This is a genomic window from Nitrobacter vulgaris, assembly GCF_002028545.1.
Lineage (GTDB): Bacteria > Pseudomonadota > Alphaproteobacteria > Rhizobiales > Xanthobacteraceae > Nitrobacter > Nitrobacter vulgaris.
Genome location: NZ_MWPQ01000032.1, coordinates 1 through 23,184, shown reverse-complemented (window position 1 = coordinate 23,184; position 23,184 = coordinate 1). Strand labels below are relative to the sequence as shown.

The 23,184-nt window shown below is 60.6% G+C and carries 19 protein-coding genes, 1 pseudogene and 1 riboswitch; of the genes and pseudogenes, 12 read left to right on the top strand and 8 right to left on the bottom strand.

The window, feature by feature from the left end; all coding sequences use genetic code 11:
- The first annotated feature begins 102 nt into the window (after positions 1 to 102).
- Positions 103 to 441, top strand: coding sequence for a hypothetical protein (locus B2M20_RS07445; protein ID WP_079446438.1), 339 nt, complete (start codon positions 103 to 105; stop codon positions 439 to 441).
- 86 nt (positions 442 to 527) lie between these two features.
- Here the strand turns inward: B2M20_RS07445 and B2M20_RS07440 are convergent, their stop codons facing one another.
- Both B2M20_RS07440 and B2M20_RS07435 read right to left on the bottom strand, forming a co-directional pair.
- Positions 528 to 2,750: a KAP family P-loop NTPase fold protein gene (locus B2M20_RS07440; RefSeq protein WP_139372858.1), complete on the bottom strand. Its 2,223-nt coding sequence runs from the start codon at positions 2,748 to 2,750 to the stop codon at positions 528 to 530.
- Positions 2,751 to 2,882: 132 nt separating this feature from the next.
- Positions 2,883 to 4,082, bottom strand: coding sequence for a TrmJ/YjtD family RNA methyltransferase (locus tag B2M20_RS07435; RefSeq protein ID WP_079446436.1), 1,200 nt, complete (start codon positions 4,080 to 4,082; stop codon positions 2,883 to 2,885).
- A 243-nt stretch (positions 4,083 to 4,325) separates the two neighbouring features.
- On the opposite strand from B2M20_RS07435, the gene B2M20_RS07430 reads away from it, so the two are divergent.
- Positions 4,326 to 5,543: an NADP-dependent isocitrate dehydrogenase gene (locus tag B2M20_RS07430; protein WP_079446435.1), complete on the top strand. Its 1,218-nt coding sequence runs from the start codon at positions 4,326 to 4,328 to the stop codon at positions 5,541 to 5,543.
- A gap of 22 nt (positions 5,544 to 5,565) precedes the next feature.
- Here the strand turns inward: B2M20_RS07430 and alaS are convergent, their stop codons facing one another.
- The gene (gene alaS, locus B2M20_RS07425; RefSeq protein ID WP_079446434.1) at positions 5,566 to 8,244 is read right to left on the bottom strand and encodes an alanine--tRNA ligase; all 2,679 of its coding nucleotides are present in this window, start codon (positions 8,242 to 8,244) and stop codon (positions 5,566 to 5,568) included.
- A 256-nt stretch (positions 8,245 to 8,500) separates the two neighbouring features.
- Positions 8,501 to 8,605: riboswitch (glycine riboswitch) on the top strand.
- A gap of 133 nt (positions 8,606 to 8,738) precedes the next feature.
- Here alaS and gcvT point away from each other — a divergent pair.
- The 3 genes from gcvT (at position 8,739) to gcvP (ending at position 13,218) form a co-directional block, all read left to right on the top strand.
- Positions 8,739 to 9,902, top strand: a complete 1,164-nt coding sequence (gcvT, locus tag B2M20_RS07420; protein ID WP_087881134.1) for a glycine cleavage system aminomethyltransferase GcvT — start codon at positions 8,739 to 8,741, stop codon at positions 9,900 to 9,902.
- A 9-nt stretch (positions 9,903 to 9,911) separates the two neighbouring features.
- On the top strand, positions 9,912 to 10,277 hold the full coding sequence (gene gcvH / locus B2M20_RS07415; RefSeq protein WP_079446432.1) for a glycine cleavage system protein GcvH: 366 nt from the start codon (positions 9,912 to 9,914) through the stop codon (positions 10,275 to 10,277).
- A 76-nt stretch (positions 10,278 to 10,353) separates the two neighbouring features.
- Positions 10,354 to 13,218, top strand: coding sequence for an aminomethyl-transferring glycine dehydrogenase (gcvP, locus tag B2M20_RS07410; RefSeq protein ID WP_079446431.1), 2,865 nt, complete (start codon positions 10,354 to 10,356; stop codon positions 13,216 to 13,218).
- A 460-nt stretch (positions 13,219 to 13,678) separates the two neighbouring features.
- Here the strand turns inward: gcvP and recA are convergent, their stop codons facing one another.
- On the bottom strand, positions 13,679 to 14,770 hold the full coding sequence (gene recA / locus B2M20_RS07405) for a recombinase RecA (RefSeq protein ID WP_079446430.1): 1,092 nt from the start codon (positions 14,768 to 14,770) through the stop codon (positions 13,679 to 13,681).
- A gap of 272 nt (positions 14,771 to 15,042) precedes the next feature.
- On the opposite strand from recA, the gene B2M20_RS19460 reads away from it, so the two are divergent.
- From B2M20_RS19460 to B2M20_RS19015, 3 genes are all read left to right on the top strand, one after another.
- Positions 15,043 to 15,198, top strand: coding sequence for a hypothetical protein (locus tag B2M20_RS19460; protein WP_158081509.1), 156 nt, complete (start codon positions 15,043 to 15,045; stop codon positions 15,196 to 15,198).
- A 113-nt stretch (positions 15,199 to 15,311) separates the two neighbouring features.
- On the top strand, positions 15,312 to 15,443 hold the full coding sequence (locus tag B2M20_RS20555; RefSeq protein WP_274533951.1) for a hypothetical protein: 132 nt from the start codon (positions 15,312 to 15,314) through the stop codon (positions 15,441 to 15,443).
- 246 nt (positions 15,444 to 15,689) lie between these two features.
- Entirely contained in the window at positions 15,690 to 15,890 is a 201-nt protein-coding gene (locus B2M20_RS19015) for a hypothetical protein (protein WP_210189124.1), read from the top strand.
- Positions 15,891 to 15,941: 51 nt separating this feature from the next.
- Here B2M20_RS19015 and B2M20_RS07400 read toward each other — a convergent pair whose 3' ends face one another.
- The 3 genes from B2M20_RS07400 to B2M20_RS07390 form a co-directional block, all read right to left on the bottom strand.
- Complete coding sequence (locus tag B2M20_RS07400; protein WP_244553449.1) at positions 15,942 to 16,385, bottom strand: hypothetical protein; 444 nt, start codon at positions 16,383 to 16,385, stop codon at positions 15,942 to 15,944.
- A gap of 755 nt (positions 16,386 to 17,140) precedes the next feature.
- Entirely contained in the window at positions 17,141 to 17,428 is a 288-nt protein-coding gene (locus B2M20_RS07395; protein ID WP_079446439.1) for a hypothetical protein, read from the bottom strand.
- A gap of 192 nt (positions 17,429 to 17,620) precedes the next feature.
- A complete protein-coding gene (locus B2M20_RS07390) occupies positions 17,621 to 19,063 on the bottom strand; it encodes a caspase family protein (protein WP_244553448.1) in 1,443 nt (480 codons plus the stop codon).
- 469 nt (positions 19,064 to 19,532) lie between these two features.
- Between B2M20_RS07390 and B2M20_RS07385 the strand changes: the two genes are divergently transcribed.
- The 4 genes from B2M20_RS07385 to B2M20_RS07370 all read left to right on the top strand — a co-directional run bounded on the left by B2M20_RS07385 (position 19,533) and on the right by B2M20_RS07370 (position 23,033).
- Complete coding sequence (locus B2M20_RS07385; protein WP_079446428.1) at positions 19,533 to 20,759, top strand: GNAT family N-acetyltransferase; 1,227 nt, start codon at positions 19,533 to 19,535, stop codon at positions 20,757 to 20,759.
- On the top strand, positions 20,756 to 21,697 hold the full coding sequence (locus B2M20_RS07380) for a JmjC domain-containing protein (protein WP_079446427.1): 942 nt from the start codon (positions 20,756 to 20,758) through the stop codon (positions 21,695 to 21,697). Before B2M20_RS07385 ends, B2M20_RS07380 begins: the two co-directional genes overlap by 4 nt.
- A 146-nt stretch (positions 21,698 to 21,843) precedes the next feature.
- Positions 21,844 to 22,569 (top strand): site-2 protease family protein, encoded by a 726-nt coding sequence (locus B2M20_RS07375; RefSeq protein ID WP_079446426.1) that lies wholly within the window; start codon positions 21,844 to 21,846, stop codon positions 22,567 to 22,569.
- Positions 22,570 to 22,619: 50 nt separating this feature from the next.
- Positions 22,620 to 23,033 (top strand): hypothetical protein, encoded by a 414-nt coding sequence (locus B2M20_RS07370; RefSeq protein WP_087881133.1) that lies wholly within the window; start codon positions 22,620 to 22,622, stop codon positions 23,031 to 23,033.
- 57 nt (positions 23,034 to 23,090) lie between these two features.
- Here B2M20_RS07370 and B2M20_RS20165 read toward each other — a convergent pair.
- Positions 23,091 to 23,184, bottom strand: a pseudogene (locus tag B2M20_RS20165) (energy transducer TonB); the annotation flags it as partial.

Below are 23,184 nucleotides of genomic sequence, written 5' to 3'. Positions count from 1 at the left end.
TTAGCCAAAAGCAATCGCGACTCATCAAAGGCCTCCTGTCCGAGACCGTGAATCACAAACTCAGCGCCGAAGGAATCACTTTTATGGGTCCCGACCCTAACGGTGCGGCTGCTTGCGGTTGCCGAGCGCATGGTCCGCGAGCTTGAGGACAACCCGGACACCGATCTCGACACACTGATGCGAGCGTTCCAGGTCGTGAAGATGGCAAAGCTGGCGGCGCAGGGTAACAGGCGCCGCTGGGCTTTCCTTGGCCCGTCACGCACGGGACAGCAGACCCTCGAGCAGGATCAGGCGGTCCGCGCCGCGCTTAAGGAAATGCGCCGCGGCGGCGTCGACATCGACCGCGCCCCGCAGGAGGCATTGGATTTGGTGATCGATGCGAATTTGCCGATAGAGAAGGATCACCCGGCGTTGAGGCCGAGGGGCGCGAGAAGGAGGTAGGAACAACGCCGCTTTGCTCAAAGACTCTTCGAAGGCCAGGACACGAGGTCTCTGGTGAATCAAGAAGAGCGGCCGAACATTAAGTTCTAATCATGCGGGTTTTCATCCTGACGCTTCCACGCGGCCAAGAATTCACGAACCGCTGCCCCAGCTTCGTCTTGTGTATTCTTGCCAGCAGTTTCTTCAACGCGAGCTCGAAACGCTGCTTTGTCGAGTATTTTGTCGATCGAATCCACGCCCGCGCGGGTGTTGCGCTTGGCGACCCTGTCCCCGAGGCCCGCCATGCCGAGGCCTTGGCTCCATGAGTGCGATGTGAAGGCCTTAGCAAAAACCGCGATCATTGCGTCGCCTTTCATGCGAGAAGCGGTCCAAGCTCTCACTTCTGCTCCTTCATCATCAGCGAGATCACGCCACATAAATAACAGATACGCCAGACGTCTCGATCTGACGAGTTCGTCGGATTGGCTCGCGGCACGAAGACGTGAGAGTGCCGTTTGCCGAAGAGATTTGGCATCTGTTTCAGTCGTAAGGCACTTTTCTTCCGGCTCGGCGTTTTTCCCTTCCCGAGGGTGGTAGTCACCGTAAGCAGATTGGGAAAAATCTAAAAGCCAACTCAATGCGGCCTTCCGAGCGGCTTCGATAAAAATTTTGGAACGCGAGCCTAAATCGAAGCGATCAAGCGTCAACCGACGTAACAACCAATGGATGCGAAGCTGGTTATTGCCGATATCGAAGGCGCCCGCCTTGTCTGATTCGACATCGAGTTCATCACCAAGTTCAAAGACTGCCGACAGGAGGGGCTCGACATCCTTATCTAGTATCTTTTCCGCATGAAAGTTAAGCTCATCGAGAATGAGCATAGCCTTGGTTTTCCCATTTTTTCGGGTGATGGCGAGCGCTTCACGAAGTTTCTGCTTTACAAACTCCCCATCTGATGCGCGCGCGATCAGCGCTTCGATTTCTTCGCGTGGTAATACGTTGTCGCCAATTGAAAACCGAAAGTAGGATTCGAAATGCTCCTCGGAACAAACTAGACGTTCTCGCGTCCATTTACTGACTGAATCCTCTCCGTAGCTGAGGTTATTCCAGACAGATTCCAGACGCGGAAACAAACGCATCAACACCCGCCGCATCCGTTCATGTTCCTTGACATCAACCGAGCCAAGAAACAGCGCGTCCGTCTCTGCTTTGAGATCGCGACCAGATCGCCCATATTTGTCACCTGCGCCACAAAGACTTTCCTTGTTGTCGCGAACCGCCCGGTAAACTCCGGGTCGGAAAAGCCGAAGCGCTTCTACGGCGACAAAGTCGGCACGATCTACTTCGCCACCAACTCCGGGCCATGTGACAGAGAGAGCATTTGTAAGGCGTATTAAGTCGCGGGGCGTGCGAATTTCCGCAGCAATCACGTCATAAAAGACGTTCATAAACCGCACTAAGAAATCCTCGGCAGGCGAACCACAAATAGCATCGATATTGCGAAGCAATTCGTGGTTCAGATCGGTTTGATGCGGCTGCGGAACGTCGAATCCTGCCTGAATGATTTTTTCTAGATAATGCGGACCTTCGGACGGGTAGCGCTCGGATACAATCGCTTCGGCCAAATGGCGATCAAACACGAGCAAATAAATAACGTTGGGCAAACGACCAATTGATTTCACAAGGCGAAAGATCAACAGCGCTTCATCCGGCGATAGCCTGTCAATATCATCAATCACGATGAGAAAGCGCTTTTTCTGCTCTTTGAGAACCTTGGTCAGATCCGCGTGAAGTTTCTCGACGGTATCTTCAGTATGAATCATATCTGCAAGCCACGACATGGTACCCGCGGCAACTGATCCAACGCCTCCGGCACCGGCTAGGTCGGCACCAGCACTGACTATAGAACCCGCACGTAAAAGCCGCGCGCCGATTTTTGGCAACACTTTCTTGAATTGGTCGCCAAGTGAGGGGCCTAGGCCGGCATAGAATTCCCGAAAAAATGCAAGTGCCAACGCCTCTTCACCGCGAAACCACCAACAAGCAAAATTGACGATGGCGATTTCGTCCCGCTCAAGAGCGTCCCTTAAGTGATACTGGATCAGATTGACTGCGCTGCTTTTTCCGGAGCCCCATGGCCCATTCAAAGCGACTACGGTCCCCTCGGGAGCGCTAATCTTACAAATACTAGCCGCGAGCGTTTTAGCGAAAGGATCGATCCCGAATCTGTCATCGGACGGTTGAGTGATGGGCTGATCGTTATGCGTCCATTCGGATTCTTCCATCGGTTCACCAATCTCCGGGCGCAGCCGCACTGCCGCAGCGATCAAAACGACTCGTGTTGACGATGCGAACCTTATAGTAACGGCAAAGAATGATTGCTGGTTTGCATTAATCGAACACCTCAAGCATCATCCGGACGTGCTACTACTATCACTCTCAATCGTTACCGACCTCGCGCCCTACGGCCCAGCCGCCATCTGCGACGCCAGTCCATCCAGCACGCCCGCGAGATCGATCTCCACCGACGCCGCCTCGATATCGACCACACGATAGCCGCGCTCGGCCAGCCACGCGCTCCGCGCCGCGCGGTCGCGCGCGATGGCGTCGCTCTCGTTGGCGTTCACCAATTCGATCGCGATGCGCTGCGCGAACGACACGAAATCAGGAATGTGCCGACCAACCGGGGTCTGGCGCTTGAACTGGCCGGCGAAGCGGCGGTCGCGCGTCAGCGCTTGCCACAGGATGCGTTCGGCATCGGTGGGATTTCGTCTGAGCAGCCGCGCCAGCCCGCGCACCGTGCTGCTGCTGTCCGCGGACGCCCCGCCCGGCCCCTGCTCGGCCAGCAGCGCGCGCAGCCGCGTCGCCTGCGCGCCGTCGAGCACGCCGCCCTTGGCCGGTCCCTTGCGCCCTTCCGCAATCGCCATCACCACGCCGTGCAGCGTGTGCATGTCCTGCTTGGTCGGCTCCATGCGGGTGAAGATATTGCGCAGGTTGACCAGCATGGTGTCGCGCTTCTCGGCCGGGCGCAGGAATTCCACCTTGTCGAGCTCGCTGACAAGATTGTCGAAGAACGCCTGCATCTGGTGCTGGGAGGCCCGCTCCGAGCGTTCCGGCATCGCGAACGGCAGCTCGCCTCGCGTCACCAGCTTGAACCATTCGTAACCCATCAGCAGCACGGCCTGCGCCAGGTTGAGCGAGGCGAAGCCCGGATTGACCGGATAGGTGATGATGCGATCGGCCATCGCCACCTCTTCGTTCAGGAGGCCGGCGCGCTCGCGGCCGAACAGAATGCCGACATGGCCACCAGCCGCGATCTGCGCGGTCGCCTCGACCGCCGCCGCTTCCGGCGCCACCACCGGCTTGGCCTGATCGTGAGCGCGCGCGGTGGTCGCGAACAGCAGCGTGCAGTCGGCGACCGCCTCGGCCACGGTGTCGAACAGTTCGACGCGCGTGAGGATGTGGTCGGCGCCCGCCGCCGCGCGCTGCGCCGCGACATTGGGCCAGCCGTCGCGCGGGTTGACGATGCGCAGCCGCGTCAGGGCGAAATTGCCCATGGCGCGCGCCGCCATGCCGATGTTCTCGCCGAGCTGCGGCTCGACCAGAATGACGGTGGGGCCGACGACGTCGATGCCGGTTTTCGTCCTGTCGGTGCCGGACATCTTGCCTCGTGTTTCAGTTCAAGCTGAGATTCTGGTTCAACGGCGCTGCGGCCCACGTCTTCGATTGCGCCTATACAACTTTTTCTCAAGTGAAATAATGAGTTTATGAAGCGTCTTGAATTTCCGGCGGAAGGTGAGAGCCGGCCGCCAAGTCCGGCTTCCGCCTGCGCTGCCGCGATGCTATAGCCCGAGCCGTCCAGGCTGTCCCTCCAAGCGCTTTATCCCGAAAAGGCCCGAGCCCCCATGGCAAAAATCAAGGTGACCAATCCCGTCGTCGATCTCGACGGCGACGAGATGACCCGGATCATCTGGCAATACATCAAGGACAAGCTGATCAATCCCTTCCTGGATATCGACCTGATGTATTTCGACCTCGGGATGGAGTCGCGCGACAAGACCGACGATCGGATCACGATCGAGGCAGCCGACGCCATCAAGAAAGTTGGCGTCGGGGTGAAGTGCGCCACCATTACCCCCGACGAAGCGAGGGTGAAGGAATTCGGCCTCAAGCACATGTGGAAGTCGCCGAACGGCACCATCCGCAACATCCTGGGCGGCGTGATCTTCCGCGAGCCGATCATCTGCAAGAACGTGCCCCGCCTCGTCCCGGGCTGGACCAAGCCGATCATCATCGGCCGCCATGCCTATGGCGACCAGTACCGCGCCACCGACATCAGGTTTCCGGGCAAGGGAACGCTGAGCATGAAGTTCGTCGGCGAGGACGGCACGGTGATCGAGCGCGAGGTGTTCAAAACGCCCGGCCCCGGAGTCGCGATGGAAATGTATAATCTCGACGATTCCATCATCGATTTCGCGCGCGCCTCGCTCAATTACGGCCTGCTGCGCGGCTACCCGGTCTACCTGTCGACCAAGAACACCATCCTCAAGGTCTATGACGGCCGCTTCAAGGACATCTTCCAGGATATCTACGACCGGGAGTTCAAGAAGGATTTCGAGGTCAAGGGGCTGACCTACGAGCATCGCCTGATCGATGATATGGTGGCCTCAGCACTGAAATGGTCCGGCGGCTATGTCTGGGCCTGCAAGAATTACGACGGCGACGTGCAGTCGGATACGGTAGCGCAGGGCTACGGCTCGCTCGGCCTGATGACCTCGGTGCTACTGACGCCGGACGGCCAAACGGTCGAAGCCGAAGCCGCCCACGGCACCGTGACGCGGCACTATCGCGAACATCAGAAAGGCAAGGAGACCTCCACGAATTCGATCGCTTCGATCTTCGCCTGGACCCGCGGCCTGTCGCATCGCGCCAAGCTCGACGACAACGAGGCGCTGGCGAATTTCGCAACCACGCTCGAAAAGGTTTGCGTCGACACCGTCGAGTCCGGCTTCATGACAAAAGACCTCGCGCTTCTGGTCGGCCCCGACCAGCGCTGGCTCTCCACCACCGGCTTCCTCGACAAGGTGGCTGACAACCTGACCAAAGCGACGGGACCGGAGTAACGCCCGGGCGCGCAGACCCCGGTTACGCGCCCATCGCCGCGGCGATGGCGTCGAGCGCTGCGCCCGCCTTTGCCCCATCGGGTCCGCCGGCCTGCGCCATGTCCGGCTTGCCGCCGCCGCCCTTGCCGCCGAGCACCTCGGACGCCTTGCGCACCAGATCGACCGCCGAGAAGCGGGTCACCAGATCGGGTGTCACACCGACGACGACGCTGGCCTTGCCGTCATCGCTGGTCGCGACCAGCGCGACGACACCTGAGCCGAGTTGCTTCTTGCCCTGATCCGCGAGGCTCTTGAGATCCTTGATCTCGATGCCTTCGACCGAACGCGCCATCAGCTTGATGCCGCCGACATCGCGCACGCCCGCCGCGCCCGACGTTGCATTTGCAGTCCCGCCGCCGCCCATGGCAAGCTTCTTGCGCGCCTCGGACAATTCACGCTCGAGCTTCTTGCGTTCCTCCACCAGCGCCGTGATCCGCGCCGGCATGTCCTCGAGCGTAGTACGCAACTCGCCGGCCGCAGTTTTCGCAAGCTGGATGGCGTCGTTGGCGTGACGACGCGCATGATGCCCGGTCAGCGCCTCGATCCGGCGCACGCCGGACGCCACCGCGCTTTCGCCGGTCACCGAGATCAGGCCGATATCGCCGGTGCGCTTCACATGGGTGCCGCCGCAGAGCTCCACCGACCAGCCCAGCGCATTGCTCGCCGCGCCCTGCCGTCCCGTGCCACCCATGGACACCACGCGCACCTCGTCGCCGTACTTTTCGCCGAATAGCGCCCGCGCGCCCGCCTCGCGCGCGTCATCCACCGCCATCAGCCGCGTGGTCACCTCGCCGTTCTCCAGCACGACATCGTTGGCGATGTCCTCGATCCGGCGCAGCTCGTCCGCGCTGATCGGCTTGTTGTGAACGAAGTCGAACCGCAGCCGATCGGGCGCGACCAGCGAGCCGCGCTGCGCGATGTGATCGCCAAGCACCTGCCGCAGCGCTTCGTGCAGCAAATGGGTTGCGGAATGGTTGGCGCGGATTGCGGACCGGCGGTCGCGATCGACCTCCAGCGCCAGCGCCATGCCGGGCGTGAGCGTACCCTGCTCAACGATGCCGAGATGCACGAACAGATCGCCCGCTTTCTTCTGCGTGTCGGTAATGCGGACGCGAACGCCGTCGCCGGTCAGAATACCGGTATCGCCGACCTGACCGCCGGACTCGCCGTAGAAAGGCGTCTGATTCAGAACGATGGCCCCGCTCTCGCCGGCCTTGAGAGTGCCGGCTTCCTTGCCGTCCTTCACAAGGGCAGCGACGACGCCTTCAGCGACCTCAGTCTCATAGCCGAGAAATTCGGTCGTGCCGAGTTTTTCGCGCAACGGAAACCAGATCGTCTCAGTGGCAGCTTCGCCTGAGCCCGACCATGACGCCCGCGCCTTGGCCTTCTGCTGTTCCATCGCGTCGGTGAACGACGCGATGTCCACGCCAATGCCGCGCGCGCGCAACGCGTCCTGCGTCAGGTCAAGCGGAAAGCCGTAGGTGTCGTACAGCGTGAACGCAGTCTCGCCGTCGAACATGTCGCCTTTCTTCAACGACACGCTCTTCTCGTCGAGAATAGAGAGTCCGCGCTCCAGCGTCTTGCGGAAGCGCGTCTCTTCAAGCCGAAGCGTTTCCTCGATCAGCGCCCGCGCGCGCTGCAACTCGGGATAGGCCTCGCCCATCTCGCGCACCAGCACACCCACCAGCCGCCACATCAGCGGCTCCCGCGCGCCAAGCAATTGGGCGTGGCGCATCGCGCGCCGCATGATCCGGCGCAGCACGTAGCCGCGGCCCTCGTTCGACGGCAGCACGCCGTCGGCGATCAGGAACGAGGACGCGCGCAAATGATCGGCGATCACGCGTAGCGACGCCTTCATCGGGCCTTGCGGGTCGGCGCCGGTCAGATCCGCCGCAGCGCGGATCAGCGCCACAAACAGGTCGATGTCGTAATTGTCGTGCTTGCCCTGAAGCACGGCGGCCACGCGCTCGAGCCCCGCGCCGGTATCGATCGAGGGCTTCGGCAAGTTCAGGCGGCTGCCATCCGGCAGCTTCTCGTATTGCATGAACACGAGATTCCAGATTTCGACGAAACGATCGCCATCTTCGTCCAGCGATCCCGGAGGTCCGCCGGGAATCTTGTCGCCATGATCGTAAAATATCTCCGAGCATGGACCGCACGGACCGGTGTCGCCCATCTGCCAGAAATTGTCCGCGCCACTGATGCGGATGATGCGCGATTCCGGCAGGCCCGCGATCTTCTTCCAGAGCTCGAACGCCTCGTCGTCGTCGATGTAGACGGTGGCGGTAAGCCTGTCCTTCGGAAAGCCGAACTCCTGGGTGACAAGTTTCCATGCGAGTTCGATAGCGTGGTCCTTGAAGTAGTCGCCAAATGAGAAGTTGCCGAGCATCTCGAAAAAGGTGTGATGCCGCGCGGTATAGCCGACATTGTCGAGATCGTTGTGCTTGCCGCCCGCGCGCACACATTTCTGCGAGGTGGTGGCGCGCTGATAGGGCCGCTTTTCGACGCCCGTGAAGACGTTCTTGAACTGCACCATGCCCGCGTTGGTGAACATCAGTGTCGGATCGTTGCGCGGAACCAGCGGGGACGAGGGCACGATGTGGTGGCCGTTAGCCGCGAAGTAATTCAGAAACGCCGACCTGATGTCGTTAACGCCGCTCATTGTGTTCCATTGCGTCAAAAAAGGCTCGCGACCCTGAGCATGTATTCCGCAAAATTGGATACCGATTTTGCGGTCAGAGTACGCGCAAGTTAGACTCGTATTGTGTCCAGCGACCGCTTTTAGACGTGGGTGGGCGGACTGTCCAGAAAGTGTGCAGGAGGATCAGAGGCTTGGCCGGGTCCCAAATAACATCCGTTGAAAGATGCTGCACTGCGTTGACAACCTTGTTCAAACCGTATTTTCCTCATATCTGCTTATAAGTCGCGCCGGGAGAGATCGGCCGCTTCGAAAATGGAAGCAGGCCGGCGCCGAAGGAGCAACCGCCCCGGAAACTCTCAGGCAAACGGACCGCGCGACTGGTTTACATCTGGAAAGAGACCCCCCGGGCCCTAGCCGGAGGGGTCCGCCGACGGGATAATACTCTCAGGCACAGCGACAGATGGGGTTTCTACAGGTTTTCAGGGAATTTTCCCTGTTAACCACGAGGACCCCTGATGGCGACGCATGTTTCCGAAGCGCCGACCCTGCAAAAAACGCCCCTGCACGCCCTCCACCGGGCACAGGGTGGCAAGATGGTTGCGTTTGCAGGCTATGACATGCCGGTGCAGTACGCCTCCGGCGTGCTGAAGGAACATCTCCATACCCGCGCCGGAGCTGGCCTCTTCGATGTCTCGCACATGGGCCAGATCGCGCTGCGGCCGAAATCCGGCAACGTCAGGGACGCCGCGCTGGCGTTAGAGCGGCTGGTGCCGCAGGATATCGTGGCGGTCGCATTGGGACGGCAGCGCTATGCCCAGTTCACCAATGCGGCCGGCGGCATACTCGACGACCTGATGGTGGTCAATCTCGGCGACCACCTGTTCCTGGTCGTTAACGGCGCCTGCAAAGCCGCCGACGAAGCGCATCTGCGCGAGCACCTTTCCGAAGTCTGCACCATCGAAGTTCTGGCGGATCGCGCGCTGGTCGCGCTGCAGGGTCCGAAGGCGGCGTCCGTACTGGCGAAGATATGTCCTGAAGCGCCGGCGATGCGCTTCATGGATGCCGGGGCGCAGAGGGTGCGAATCGCTGGCGATACCGTGGACTGCTTGGTCTCGCGTTCGGGCTACACCGGCGAGGACGGTTTCGAAATTTCGATTCCCGCAACTCAGGTCGAGGACGTGGTGTCGGCATTGCTTGACGATCCCGACGTGATGGCGGTCGGACTTGGCGCTCGCGACAGCCTGCGACTGGAGGCCGGCCTCTGCCTTTACGGTCACGACATCGACGCAACGACAACGCCGGTCGAGGCCGCGCTGGAATGGTCCGTGCAAAAAAGCCGGCGGAACGGTGGCGTGCGCGCGGGCGGTTTTCCCGGCGCAGATGTCATTCTGCCCCAATTCGAGCAAGGTGCGCCGCGCCGCCGCGTCGGGCTGAGGCCGGAAGGCCGCGCCCCCGTGCGCGAGGGCGCGCTGCTGTTCGCTGATGAAAGCTCCGTCGATCCGATTGGCGTGGTGACATCGGGCGGCTTCGGGCCGAGCCTGAACGCGCCGATTGCGATGGGCTATTTGCCGGTCTCACATGCCGCCACGGGCGGTCTCGTTTTTGCAAACGTGCGCGGACAACGGCTGCCGCTGCGGGTATGCGCGATGCCTTTCGTTCCACACAATTACAAGCGTTGAGGATTTGTCATGACCGTTTTGTATACCACCGATCACGAGTGGCTCCGCATTGAGGGAGATACTGCAACGATCGGCATTACAGGCTACGCGCAGTCACAGCTTGGAGACGTCGTCTTCGTCGAGCTTCCGAAAGTCGGACGCCAGCTTAAGAAGACCGAAGCCGCGGCGGTTGTCGAGTCGGTCAAGGCGGCTTCAGACGTCTATGCGCCGATTACGGGTGAAGTCCTGCAAGTCAATGACGCACTCGGCGCAGAACCTGGACTGGTCAATACCGACGCAGAAGGTAAGGCATGGATCTTCAAACTCAGGATCGCCGACAAGAGCGAACTCGAAGGTTTGATGGACGAGGCAGCCTACAAGGCGCACACGGCGTGAGCAATTTATCCTGCCTGGCACAAAGCCCGGCATGACGCATTCATAACTTTATTCAGGCATCTAAGGAGCCTTTCAAATGATCGCCCGTGAAGAGCCCGCTACGACCTTCGCGCGTCGCCATATCGGTCCATCGTCACGCGATATCGCTGCAATGCTGGAAACCGTGAGCGCGAAGAGCCTTGAGGCTCTGATGAACGAGGCGCTGCCCTCGTCGATACGGCAGAGTGCGCCGCTCGATCTCGGTCAGGGCTTCAGCGAAACCGAAGCGCTGGCGCATATGCAAAGCCTCGCCGCGCAGAACCAGCCGTTCACGTCGCTGATCGGGCAAGGCTATTCCGCCACGATCCTGCCAGCGGTGATCCAGCGCAACATCCTGGAAAATCCGGCGTGGTACACGGCCTATACACCCTATCAGGCTGAAATCAGCCAGGGCCGGCTGGAAGCGCTATTCAATTTCCAGACCATGATCTGCGACCTCACTGGCCTTGATGTCGCCAATGCATCGCTGTTGGACGAAGCAACGGCGGCGGCGGAGGCAATGGCGCTGGCGGAGCGCGCATCATCGGTGAAAACAAAAGCGTTTTTTGTCGATCATGAAGTGCATCCGCAGACCCTTGCCGTGCTGCGAACCCGCGCAGAACCGCTGGGCTGGACGCTCATCACCGGCGATCCGCTGCGCGATCTCGACAAAGCGGACGTGTTCGGCGCGGTGCTGCAATATCCCGGCACATCCGGCGTTGTACGCGACCTGCGCCCGGCCATCGCCGCGATCAAGGCTAAAGGCGGCCTTGCAGTGGTCGCAGCCGACCTGCTGGCGCTCACGCTGCTGACCTCGCCCGGCGAACTCGGCGCGGACATAGCCGTCGGCTCCGCGCAGCGCTTCGGCGTGCCGATGGGCTATGGCGGACCGCACGCCGCCTACATGGCGGTTAGTGACGCGCTGAAACGGCTGCTGCCCGGCCGCATCGTCGGTCTGTCGGTGGATTCACGCGGGGCGCCGGCCTATCGCCTTGCTTTGCAGACCCGCGAGCAGCACATTCGCCGCGAGAAAGCCACCTCCAACATCTGCACCGCGCAGGTGCTGCTGGCGGTGATCTCCTCGATGTATGCGGTCTATCATGGTCCGGAAGGACTGGCGCAGATCGCGCGCACCGTGAATCGACACACTGCGACGTTGGCGGCGGGATTGACGAGGCTCGGTTTCGCGCCCCTGAACAGTACAGCTTTCGATACGCTGACCGTGAACGCCGGCGAACGGCAAGGCGAGATCGCTTACCGCGCAAGCAGCCAGGGCATCAACTTCCGGATCAACACAGACGGCACTCTCGGCATCGCGCTCGACGAACTCACGATACCGGAGACTGTCGAAGCGGTGTGGCGCGCATTCGGCGCCACATTCTCTTATGCCGACGTCGAAGCGCACGCTTCCGATTTGCTGCCGGCCGATCTCGAGCGCAAGACACCCTATCTGACCCATCCGGTCTTTCACGAACACCGCTCCGAAACGGAGCTGCTGCGCTACATGCGGAAGCTCAGCGACCGCGATCTCGCCCTTGACCGCGCAATGATCCCCCTCGGCTCCTGCACGATGAAGCTCAACGCCACCACCGAAATGATTCCGCTGACGTGGGCAGCGTTTGCGGGCCTGCACCCGTTCGCGCCGCTGGAGCAGGCGGAAGGCTATCACATACTGTTCGAAAACTTCGAACAGTGGCTGCGCGACATCACCGGCTACGACGCGATCTCGCTGCAGCCGAACTCCGGCGCGCAGGGTGAATATGCCGGGCTTCTGGCGATCCGCAGTTATCACGCGGCACGCGGCGAAGGGCACCGCACGGTGTGCCTGATTCCCTCCTCCGCGCACGGCACCAATCCGGCCTCCGCCAACATGGCCGGCATGGACGTCGTAGTGGTGGCTTGTGATACGCGCGGGGACGTCGACGTCAACGATTTGAAGGCAAAGGCGGCGCAGCACGCCGATCGTCTCGCCGCCATTATGATCACCTATCCGTCGACACACGGCGTGTTCGAAGAGCACATCCGCGAAATCTGCGACATCGTGCATGGCCACGGCGGACAGGTCTATCTCGATGGCGCCAACATGAACGCGCAAGTCGGCCTGTCGCGGCCCGGCGACTACGGCGCCGACGTCAGCCATCTCAACCTGCACAAGACCTTCTGCATCCCCCACGGTGGCGGCGGACCGGGTATGGGCCCGATCGGCGTGAAGGCGCATCTCGCACCTTTCCTGCCCGGGCACCCAGAGACCGACGGTGCAACGCCGTCCGCGGTCGGACCGGTCTCGGCGGCGCCGTTCGGCTCGGCCTCGATCCTGACCATCTCCTACATTTACATGCTGATGATGGGCGGCGAAGGCCTGACGCGAGCGACCGAAGTCGCGATCCTCAACGCCAACTATATCGCACAGCGGCTCGACCCGCATTTCCCGGTGCTGTATCGCAACGTCAAGGGGCGGGTCGCGCATGAATGCATCATCGACCCCCGCGCACTGAAGGCCAAAACCGGCGTCACCGTGGACGACATCGCCAAACGGCTGATCGATTACGGCTTCCATGCCCCGACCATGAGTTTTCCGGTGCCCGGCACGCTGATGATTGAGCCGACCGAATCCGAATCGAAAGCGGAGCTGGACCGATTCTGCGACGCCATGATCGCGATCCGGCACGAGATTGCCGAGATCGAGACGGGACGCTGGAAAGTCGAGGCCTCGCCGCTGCGCCATGCACCACATACCGTGCATGACATCGCCGACGACGCCTGGTCACGACCATATAGCCGAGCCCAAGGCTGCTTCCCCTCCGGAACCTCGCGATCGGATAAATACTGGTCTCCGGTCGGACGGGTCGACAATGCCTACGGCGATCGCAATCTCGTCTGTTCCTGTCCACCCATCGAAGACTACGCGCAAGCCGCGGAGTAGAAGATCACAGGCTGTATTCCACTCAACGTTCTCATCCTTCTCCCTTTGGGAGAGGGATGAGAGATGAGGGATGAAGGATGGCAAGGCCGGACGCTGGGGATGTCGGCAACTCAACATCCACAGCGCCCGTCTTTTCCAAGAGGCGCGACATAAATTTCCACGAAAGATTCCCGTCTTCGCGGATCGCACCAACCCGACTCGCACGAGCCCGGGGTCTTGGAAACTCACCTCAGAGTCCTTCATCGTTTACGGAAACGGTGAAAGACTCCATCCATTGATTAGACGCGTTTTCTCACGCGAACCGCTATCCACTTCGCTCGAAAATGCTATAGCCGATCGACCTAAGCATTCTCGGCAGAAAAATGGTCTTCGGCTTGATCCGGACACCTCCGTGTTCGGTGGAAAACGCGGCGATCAACATCATCAAGCGCACGCCTGTGCTTCCGTGGGAACGAAAGACTCAATCCTCCGCTTCCGTCTCGTCATCGTCGGTGTCGCGCTCAGGGCTACCGGCCAGAATCTGCTCGGCGATCAGTCCTGAATTCTGCCGGATAGCCGTCTCGACCTTGGCGGTGATGTCGGGATTGGCCCGCAAGAACGCTTTCGCGTTTTCGCGGCCCTGCCCCATGCGCTGACTGTCATAGGAGAACCAGGCGCCGGATTTTTCAACGATGCCGGCCTTGACGCCAAGATCGAGGATTTCTCCCATCTTGGAGATGCCCTCGCCGTACATGATGTCGAACTCGACCTGTTTGAAAGGCGGCGCCAGCTTGTTCTTCACGACCTTGACGCGGGTCTGATTGCCAACGACCTCGTCGCGTTCCTTGATCGCCCCGATGCGGCGGATGTCGAGGCGCACCGAGGCATAGAACTTCAGCGCGTTGCCGCCAGTTGTCGTCTCCGGCGAACCGTACATCACCCCGATCTTCATGCGGATCTGGTTGATGAAGATCACCATGGTGTTTGACTTGTTGATCGAGGCGGTAAGCTTGCGCAGCGCCTGGCTCATCAGCCGCGCTTGTAGCCCCGGCAGCGCGTCGCCCATCTCGCCCTCGAGTTCGGCGCGCGGCACGAGCGCCGCGACCGAGTCGATGATCAGCACATCCACAGCGCCCGAGCGCACCAGCGTATCGGCGATTTCCAGCGCCTGCTCGCCATGATCGGGCTGCGATATCAAAAGGTCGTCGACATTCACACCGAGCTTGCGAGCATAGACCGGATCAAGCGCGTGCTCGGCGTCGATGAAGGCGCAGATGCCACCCTTTTTTTGCGCCTCGGCGACCGCATGCAGCGCCAGCGTGGTCTTGCCGGAGGACTCCGGACCGTAGACCTCCACGATGCGTCCCTTGGGCAGACCGCCGACCCCGAGCGCGATGTCGAGGCCCAGCGAGCCCGAGGAGATAACCTCCACATCCATGGACTTGTCGTTCTTGCCCAGCTTCATCACCGAGCCCTTGCCGAACTGACGCTCAATCTGTGACAGCGCGGCGGACAGGGCCTTGGACTTATCCATGGAGGATCCTTCGACGATACGCAGGGCAGCTTGGGACATAGGCCGGGCTCCTTATGAACGGGATTCGCGGGCGGGACAACGAATGGCGCCGTGGTTGATCGGATGGAAAATATGTACCCCATTTGTTCTAAGTTCGCAATATGTTCTTTTCAGTGAATGGATACTGGCCCGTTCCGCGGCCTCAGTGGCCTGGTTCGAGTTTGAACCAAATGCAGACCTAGCCGTTTATCAGCCATCACCGCACGATCTGTGGCTCTTATCGGTGACTGAGAGTGCTTCACGCTCCCGCCTTACAACCAGCGGGATGGCCAATGTGCGAGAAGTGTGAACTCATCGACAGGAAGATTGCCCAGCTTCGCTCGTTTACTGGTCCTGACTTGGACTCTCTCAGCCGAGCCACCATGCGCGCTGCCATCGAAGCCATGCAGGCGGAGAAAGCAGCCCTTAAGTGCGGCATCAAGAATTAAGGCCATCTCAGTGGGCGGCATCTTTCAGTTCTGGTTTCGCGTTATTCGCCCCCTATCCGATCGCGAAATCCTCTCCTAATTCGATCTTAAGAGTCTGGTGCCAGCCTACCGTGATGAAAAAGATCCTGGTGCTGGCGATCGTGCTGGTCGCAATCAATCAATGGGATACGAATTACAATCACGGGACCCTGACCCGGGCCGGCTTTTCCTTGGCAAGAGCTCTTGGCCAAGCATTCGGCATTTAGAAACGTCGCCGGCGAAAACATCCGCGCTGGATCAATGCACGCGAGATCGACGACGTCACGGCCGTTGTCCTCGCAGGTTGCAAGGGTGTGCTGCTTTCCGATTCGGACCCTCGACCGGCCTGACGATGCCGATCGAATCCAACCCGTCATTGTCTAGATCTGGCGATCGACAAGCCTAAACCGCATCGATGCGCGCCTCGACGCCGACGGTTACCCGGCATTCGGATACAGACAAGGTCAGCAGTGTTGCCGGAAATCATCAGCACGACGTGGAGTCGGCAACGCCGCCAAAATCCTTTTGACTGTGCAACGCGATTTGCATTTGCTGGCGATCGCTGGGTAGCAGGATTAAGTACGATGCTGGAAGCAATTACTGCCGTCTTTGGAATTATGAGCGCCGGCATTTTCCTGGCTCATGCGATTGACGGCTACTGGTCGCGGCCTTAACCGGACCACGACGCGGGCGCGCCTGATAGGCCACTCTGCTCTGTTCGGCCGTTACATCTCCGCCAGATCGAAGTCCTGACGTAACCGCGCAGCCATGTCCCGGACACGCGTGCGCCACAGGCCCGGATCGGCGATCGGTCCGGCTTCCGGTTTGATCGTCAGCATCGCATTCCATGGGTTTCCGCCGTAAACGGTCACCACGAATCCACGAGCCGGCGCGCCGTCAAGCGTTTGCAGCGCCTTCAGAATGATGCCCGCCAATTCGTCGGCGGTTTTGCGGCGGTCGTAACTCTCCGGCTGGTCCGTTGCGGCGGTTTCTTCAACCGGACCCTCTGCCTCCGGCTGTGGCGCGGTTTCAGCGCCAAGCGATTCCGATAAAGCGCGCGGGTTGTCTTCGGGCAGTTCGGCCTCAGGCAGGGGCGCGCTATGGCGCGTCCCCAAAACGTTCTGGATCAGGGCCATCAATCCCTTGTCCAACCCGCTACTGTTACCCACGTCGGTTGCTCCAGTCGATTGAGCTATGGCACCCGGACAAATCTGCTGCCCTTTGGCCGACCGTGGATATCTTGCAGGTGTCTCAGCTCAGCGCTACCCCAATCAGCACCGCGACAAGCACGCCGAAGCCGCCTAGCGCAATATTGAGAAAATTCCGGGCCAAACCAGGTTCGGTGGTCAGCATGGTGTTTCTCCCGTACGCAAAACAGATTTGCGTAGAATGAGCGCCGAATCTTAATCAAAACTTTCCAATTGATGGTCCGCTCGCCGAATCAGCAGCCGCACCTGGCCGCAAGCTCGCATGAGCAGCGCGAAGAGAACCGACATGATCGGCAATGATCGGGGAGCGCCTGAATCTGCGGCGAAGTCCACCTCGTCAGGCGGACATCGGCTTAAGAAAGTCCGTTTTCTCGACGGCCTTGGGTGAGCCTCGATAAAACTACAGGTCGGAAAATCTCCTATATCTGGACCGCAACACAGAAGCTTTCATCCAGCTAAGTTGGAAAATGTAGCATTTTTCATCTGCCTTCCGCGGAGACGCAGTTTTTGAACCTTTGCCGCGGTGCAGAGACAGAGAAAGGGCTGGGGGATTGCACTGCCCAGTCTAGACGCAACGTCACCGGGCGATCATATTCCGCTCAGGTGACGTTGTTGTCATGGCACCAGTCGCCGAACGGCGCGGATGGGGAACCGAGGGGCGTATTGCGAGGCGTCTTAGTTGTCCACCATTCAAAGATGAAAGCCGCCGGGGCAAGCTAGTTTGCCGTTCCGCCTGCGGCCCCTATCTTGGACTTTGCTTTGTTTTTGGCGATGGCCTTGGGCTGGCCCTCGTTTCGCACGCCTCCCCAGGGATCGTTGACTCCCGCAGCATCGGGAATCTTGCGCAGCGTGTCCTTGTAAGCTTTTTCGATGGCCTTCTGTTTTTCGATCTGCTCCGGCGTCTTTCCAGGCCCGTCAGCCATCATATTGAAATGCGGCGCCTGGGCGAAAGCCGGCCCCGACACCAGAACCGCCATAAGCATGGATGCGCGTAGAATCTTCATCATAACTCCTCCCCACAGCGGATAGCATAAACGTCAGATCCTTTCGGTTTCAAGCGGCTCACCGCTCGAAAGCGCCGTGAGTCTTGAGACACGAGTGATGCGCCCGACAACGACTCGTGTCGTTCGTTGGGAGGGAACCTTGAAGTGCGACTGGCCGGCACCGATCCCGACCGGTACTTGCCGAATGCGTGCTTAAAATCGGCCCGTTGGACTGCCCATGCTTCCACCCCGGCCAAAACCGCCGTACCCGCCCGGGCCGCGTCCGAACCCTCCTCCGCCAAAACCACCGATGATGCCGATTGAGGGCACCGGCACCGGTACGTAGCTGCGCGGAGGTGGCACGTCGTCGACATAAACATCGTCCGCTTCGCGATGACGCTGGCGTGGAGGCGCCTCCCCACGCCGGGACGGCTGGGCTTGTTTTTTCTTTGGCGGCGCTTCGGCTTTCTTCTTCGGCTCCCGCGACGGCGCGCTGCAAGGACAGGTCGGGCCGGCCGTAACAGCGGCCACCGCCACAGCCGGATTGTCGGGCCGGTTGCGCAGACGCTCCTCCAGCTTGCGTGCCGTCGGCGTCAGATCGCTATCGGGATAGTCGGCGAGGAAGGCGCGATATCCGCCCGCCGTATTGGCGAGAACCGCCCTGCTCCAGGCCGCCATACGCCGGTGACGATCAAGCCACTGCCGCGCCTCCCGATCGAGCGGCGAGGCAGCATAGAGGCCAAGGAACGCCTCATAGGCTTGGTCGCTGCCGTCGCCGACAATCAGTTCGTGCGCTTGCTCAGCGGTCTTGCCTTTCAGCTCACTGCGCCATTCCGCGACCGTCCGCTTGCTCTTGGAAACGGCAGGAGACGCGGCTTCGGATGCTCCGGGAAAAAACTGGAAACCGTCCGTCAACGAGGAACTGTCCCAGGGAGTCTGGCGGCCATTCGTCATCTTGTTGACTTCCAGGCGGACACGCTTGAAGGCCTCCTCGATCGAAAGCCCCGGCTGCCGGCTGACGGACAATAGCGCGGTCGTGTAGGGGCTGTCGGCGCCCGTGCCGTCTTCCGCCTCGGCACCCGGCGAAGTTGAGAACGACAGGAATGTGCCGGGCGCGGCCACCTTGGCATCGACGATGGCGAGACCGTGTCCCACCGTCTTGTTGATCGCGGGGAACGGGTTATTGCGGCACGCGTCGAGAAGAACGATCCTCATGCGACTCGGAACCGACGTCAGCGTGTTTATGATGTCGTTCAGGCGAACCGCCTGCAGCGGGATATCGGCTTCGCGCTTTGGATCGAGATCGACCGGAACCAGGAAATTCTCGCCATCGACCTGCAAGCCATGACCGGCGTAGAAAATCAGCGCGATGGTGTCAGGGCCCTTCTCTGCGATCTTTGCCGCGAATTCCCCGGCCTTCTCGCGCATTTCGGTCTGCGACAGGTCGGAGGCCGTCAGCACTTCGAAACCGGCGTCGCCAAGCATCTGGGTCATAGCCCTGGCGTCGTTGGCGGGATTTGGCAGCGGCGTCACTGCGCGATAGGCCGACTGACCGATCACCAGCGCGAGTCGGTTTTCCGCAGCAGCCGGATGCGCGGTCAGCACCATCGCAGCGATCGCCCCGAAAACGATCGAGCGGATCATTGAAAATGTCATGGAACAGCTCCGCGCAAATCTCTTCCAACCGTTGTCGGTTCACCGGCCGCGTTAGTTCATCACGCGCGCATGTGTCGCATGTCAATTCGACCTTCGCCGGTCGGTCGAACCACGTCCTCTCTACCGCTTCGGCAGGTTTAGGGCCTGTTCGCATTTTGCCTGTGGTGCAGACCACAGGATGGCCGATAGCCGCGTAGAAACGATTGCAAGGCAGGCGCTTTCGATCAGCGGCCACGATCTGCTGCCCCTGCGGGTTTGGCGGCACACCGTCAAGAACGCCGGGAAGAAACGGCGATCAACTGAACGTCCGTCTCGGGCAAGGTGAATGCACGGTTAATTCTTAGGTCAAAAACAAGTGTAGCGGCCAACGCATTCTTTCGAATGTTGCAAATAACCTCCACCCCCATGAACACCGAGGCGCCGCTACGCGCCTGTCACCTCATGGCCACCGCGAACGGGGATTGCGTACATGGTCGATATTGTTAACTGGGCTCCGGCTCGTGGTTCATCGAGACGCGGGTTCACGGCACGCCCGTCTGCAAGCGCAACACGCCGCGGGGCCGCGGCCCTTGCAACGCTCGATCCCAGCCGTTGGCGATCACTTGCCGACCGTGCTGTCGAACCCAACGGCTACTATCTCGCGGATTGGGAGCTGGCGCTCGACGCCTCGGCGCGCGACCGGACTAACGCGTCGGCGCTGACGGCGCGTTCGGACCTTTTATCTGACAAATCGGGCTCGGAGACTCTCATCGGCCTGATCCCTGTTATCTCCGCCTGGCGAGCCTACCGGATTCCACTCCCCCTTCTGGTCAGCGCCGATCCTTACGGAACGCTTTGCACGCCGCTGCTCGACCACGGCCTCGCGAATCAAGCCGCAGCAGCGCTGCTGCGCGAGGCGCGTACCCTCGGCCAACGCGCGCTGATTCTGCGCAACATCGCGCTCGACGGCGCCGCCATGAAAGCCATCACGACAGCCCTCGAACACGACGGCCTCAAGCCGCATAGGCTGCATGGCCATGTGCGCGCCTGCCTCGACGCCACCCGCGAGGCGGAAGAACTGCTGCGCGAGGCGTTGGGCGTCAAGAAGCTCAAGGAGCTGCGGCGCCAGCGCAATCGTCTTGCGGAGCATGGCGAGGTGTCATTTCAGGTCGCGCGCTCTACCGCCGACGTCGCGCGAGCGCTTGAAACCTTCCTCGCGCTGGAGGCCAGCGGCTGGAAGGCGCAGCGGGGGACCGCATTGATCCAGCATAGCGGCGATGCAGCCTTCATCCGCCGCGCCGCGCCGGCACTCGCCAAGCGAGGCCAGTGTGAAATCGTAACCCTGCACGCCGGTCCGACGCCTGTGGCAGCGGCAGTCGTGCTGCGCCACCAGGACCGCGCATTTTATTTCAAGCTCGGCGTTGACGAACGTTTCGCGAAGTTTTCACCCGGCGTGCAGTTGACGCTCGATCTCACGCGCCATCTCTGCGCCGACCCCGCGATCACCCTGGCGGATTCCACCGCAAATCCGGGTCATCCGATGATCGACCCAATCTGGCGCGGGCGGCTTGCGATCGGCGACGTGCTGATCCCGCTTCGCCGCAACGATCCCGCCGTTCCGCTCGCAAAAGCGGCGATTTCGCTGCGCCGGCTACTACGCGAGCCCGCTCGCCGCGTCGTCAACATCGTCCGCGAACGTCAAGAGAAAAACGCATGAATGATTCCGCACATGTGCCGGTCATCGCCGCGGCCAACGAAGCGCTTCGACGCGACTTCCCACTCAAGCCCTTCGCGATCCGGCACAGGCTTGCGGGACATCCGCTGTTGACGCTGCCGCGCATCGCGCAACTGGCTGCCGAGCTGCCGCGTGACCTGATCGAATACAATTCCGGCAAGGTCGCAATCAGCCAGGATCCCGATGCGATCCCGACGGTGGACCTCGATCCGGTCGAAGTGGTGAAGCGGATCGAAACCGCTGGTGCCTGGATGGTACTAAAACGCGTGGAAAACGCGCCGGAGTATCGCCGCCTGATCGAGGACGCACTGCTATCGGTCGCGCGCGCGCGCGGCTTCGACAGCTTGAGCGACGCCGGATTTGAACAGATCGAGGGCTTTCTGTTCGTCTCATCACCGAATTCGACGACGCCGTTTCATCTCGACAGCGAGGACAACTTCTTCGTCCAAATCCACGGCGAAAAATTCTTCACGATTTACGACAACACGGACCGCCGCCTCGTATCGGATGACGAGATCGAGCGTTCAATGACGAAACACCGCAATCTGAGATATGATGAGAGTTTCGCGCCGCGTGGTGTCGAATTCCACATGTTCGGCGGTGACGGCTGTTTCGTGCCTTATCAATGGCCACATTGGGTACGCACCGCGGGATCGCACTCGATTTCGATGGCCATTACCTGGAAGACGCGCGAGGTCCGCCGCGCCAACGACCTGCACTTCCTCAATTCGATGCTGCGCGGTCTCGGCTGGCCACAGAAACCGCCAGGCGTTCAGCCTGCATTCGATGGCGTGAAGCTGGCGTTCTATCGAGCGGGGACGACGGCGGTCCGCCCGTTGCGAACCTCGATGACGATGCGGCGAATCCTGCGTCGCATCGCGCTCGGCAAGCAAGCGAATTACTATCTGAAAGACGCTTAGGTGTTGTGGTTAAAGGTTGCTTCATTGCCCGGCAAAGCCGCCAAGCGAGCGCCTGAACCAGTCACTCTGTCACAGACATGTCCCGTTTGGTCGGAGAGATACACCCCTCCATGCCCCTGACCTCTCTGTCATAGCCCTGGCGACCTATGATAGGGTTGGTTCCAGTCGCACCCGAACGAGGTCGTCGATTGTCGGGCATTTCACTCTACACGCTGTCGGTCTGGGTGCTGCCGCTGGTTATCGCCATCACCTTTCACGAGGCGGCTCACGGATTCGTCGCGTACCGGCTCGGCGATAACACCGCCTCGAAGCTCGGCCGCGTCAGCTTTAACCCGCTCAGGCATATTGATCCCTTCGGTACCGTGATATTGCCGGGCATTCTGTTGCTGTCGCACGCGCCTTTCCTCTTCGGCTACGCAAAACCGGTTCCGGTAAATTTCCGAAACTTGAACCACCCCCGCATGGACATGGTCTGGGTGGCGCTTGCCGGACCCGCCACCAACATCCTGCTGGCTCTCGTCGCGGCATCGGCATTTCACGGGCTCGGCCTGGTTCCCGGCAACAGCACACAATGGGTGGCTGACAATCTGAAGAATGCGTTGATCATCAACGTCATTCTCGCGGTCTTCAACATGCTGCCGATCCCACCACTCGACGGCGGACGGGTCGCGGTCGGCCTGCTGCCGAACGTTCTGGCTGCTCCGCTCTCCCGCCTGGAACCCTACGGGATGCTGATACTGATTGGGACCCTCCTGCTGCTTCCGGTGCTCGGCAACCAGCTCGGTCTCAATCTTGACCTGATCTCCACCATCGTGAGAACAGTCACCGGTTATGTGATACAGCTTCTTTTGCTGGTCACCGGGAATATATAATAAAAGAGCGTTGCAAGGGGCGTAGTCAATTGATCAAAGCACAGGACAAAATGATTGCAAGACGTGCCGACACCAAGGCACGCGCCGACTTCGCAACCTGGAAAATGATGGTGAAGCTGAATGGCTCTTCGTCACTTCCGGCCGAAGCCCTGACATTCCTTTCGAGCTACAAGGGTTTGGTCGAAACGATGCCGGAGGCAGAGGCGAGCGAGGCAACCATCGACTTGATTTACAAGGCTTATTACGTGGACATGGGCGGCACCGGAACGGCGCCCGACATCAAGTCGATGCCAAAAGACCCGATCATCGATACCAGCAATGTCATGGCCTTCAAACGGCCCGCTCCGCAACCACTGCCGGCTGCAAATTCCGCGGCGAACACACGGCCGCGCGTGCCGGTTGCGCTGATTTTCATCTGTCTTGCGCTGATTTACGTCGGCATCCGGTATTTTCTTCTGCAATGATAGCGACTGTGCATCGCGATCCGGCTAGCTGTGACGCAGACGCCAGCGATCGCCGCCTTATCCTTTGCCTTTGACGCGGAAGACGACGGGCAGGGTGAAGCTCAATCCCTCGTCCGCTATCAGCGGCGGCGGCGGCGGCACCGGATCGGAC

Coding starts and splice junctions, on each gene's coding strand:
- B2M20_RS07435 (WP_079446436.1), bottom strand. CDS start 4,082: ATGTCCGGCACCGACAGGACGAAAACCGGCATCGACGTCGTCGGCCCC.
- B2M20_RS07430 (WP_079446435.1), top strand. CDS start 4,326: ATGGCAAAAATCAAGGTGACCAATCCCGTCGTCGATCTCGACGGCGAC.
- alaS (WP_079446434.1), bottom strand. CDS start 8,244: ATGAGCGGCGTTAACGACATCAGGTCGGCGTTTCTGAATTACTTCGCG.
- gcvT (WP_087881134.1), top strand. CDS start 8,739: ATGGCGACGCATGTTTCCGAAGCGCCGACCCTGCAAAAAACGCCCCTG.
- gcvH (WP_079446432.1), top strand. CDS start 9,912: ATGACCGTTTTGTATACCACCGATCACGAGTGGCTCCGCATTGAGGGA.
- gcvP (WP_079446431.1), top strand. CDS start 10,354: ATGATCGCCCGTGAAGAGCCCGCTACGACCTTCGCGCGTCGCCATATC.
- recA (WP_079446430.1), bottom strand. CDS start 14,770: ATGTCCCAAGCTGCCCTGCGTATCGTCGAAGGATCCTCCATGGATAAG.
- B2M20_RS19460 (WP_158081509.1), top strand. CDS start 15,043: ATGTGCGAGAAGTGTGAACTCATCGACAGGAAGATTGCCCAGCTTCGC.
- B2M20_RS20555 (WP_274533951.1), top strand. CDS start 15,312: ATGAAAAAGATCCTGGTGCTGGCGATCGTGCTGGTCGCAATCAATCAA.
- B2M20_RS07395 (WP_079446439.1), bottom strand. CDS start 17,428: ATGAAGATTCTACGCGCATCCATGCTTATGGCGGTTCTGGTGTCGGGG.
- B2M20_RS07390 (WP_244553448.1), bottom strand. CDS start 19,063: ATGACATTTTCAATGATCCGCTCGATCGTTTTCGGGGCGATCGCTGCG.
- B2M20_RS07385 (WP_079446428.1), top strand. CDS start 19,533: ATGGTCGATATTGTTAACTGGGCTCCGGCTCGTGGTTCATCGAGACGC.
- B2M20_RS07380 (WP_079446427.1), top strand. CDS start 20,756: ATGAATGATTCCGCACATGTGCCGGTCATCGCCGCGGCCAACGAAGCG.
- B2M20_RS07375 (WP_079446426.1), top strand. CDS start 21,844: ATGATAGGGTTGGTTCCAGTCGCACCCGAACGAGGTCGTCGATTGTCG.
- B2M20_RS07370 (WP_087881133.1), top strand. CDS start 22,620: ATGATTGCAAGACGTGCCGACACCAAGGCACGCGCCGACTTCGCAACC.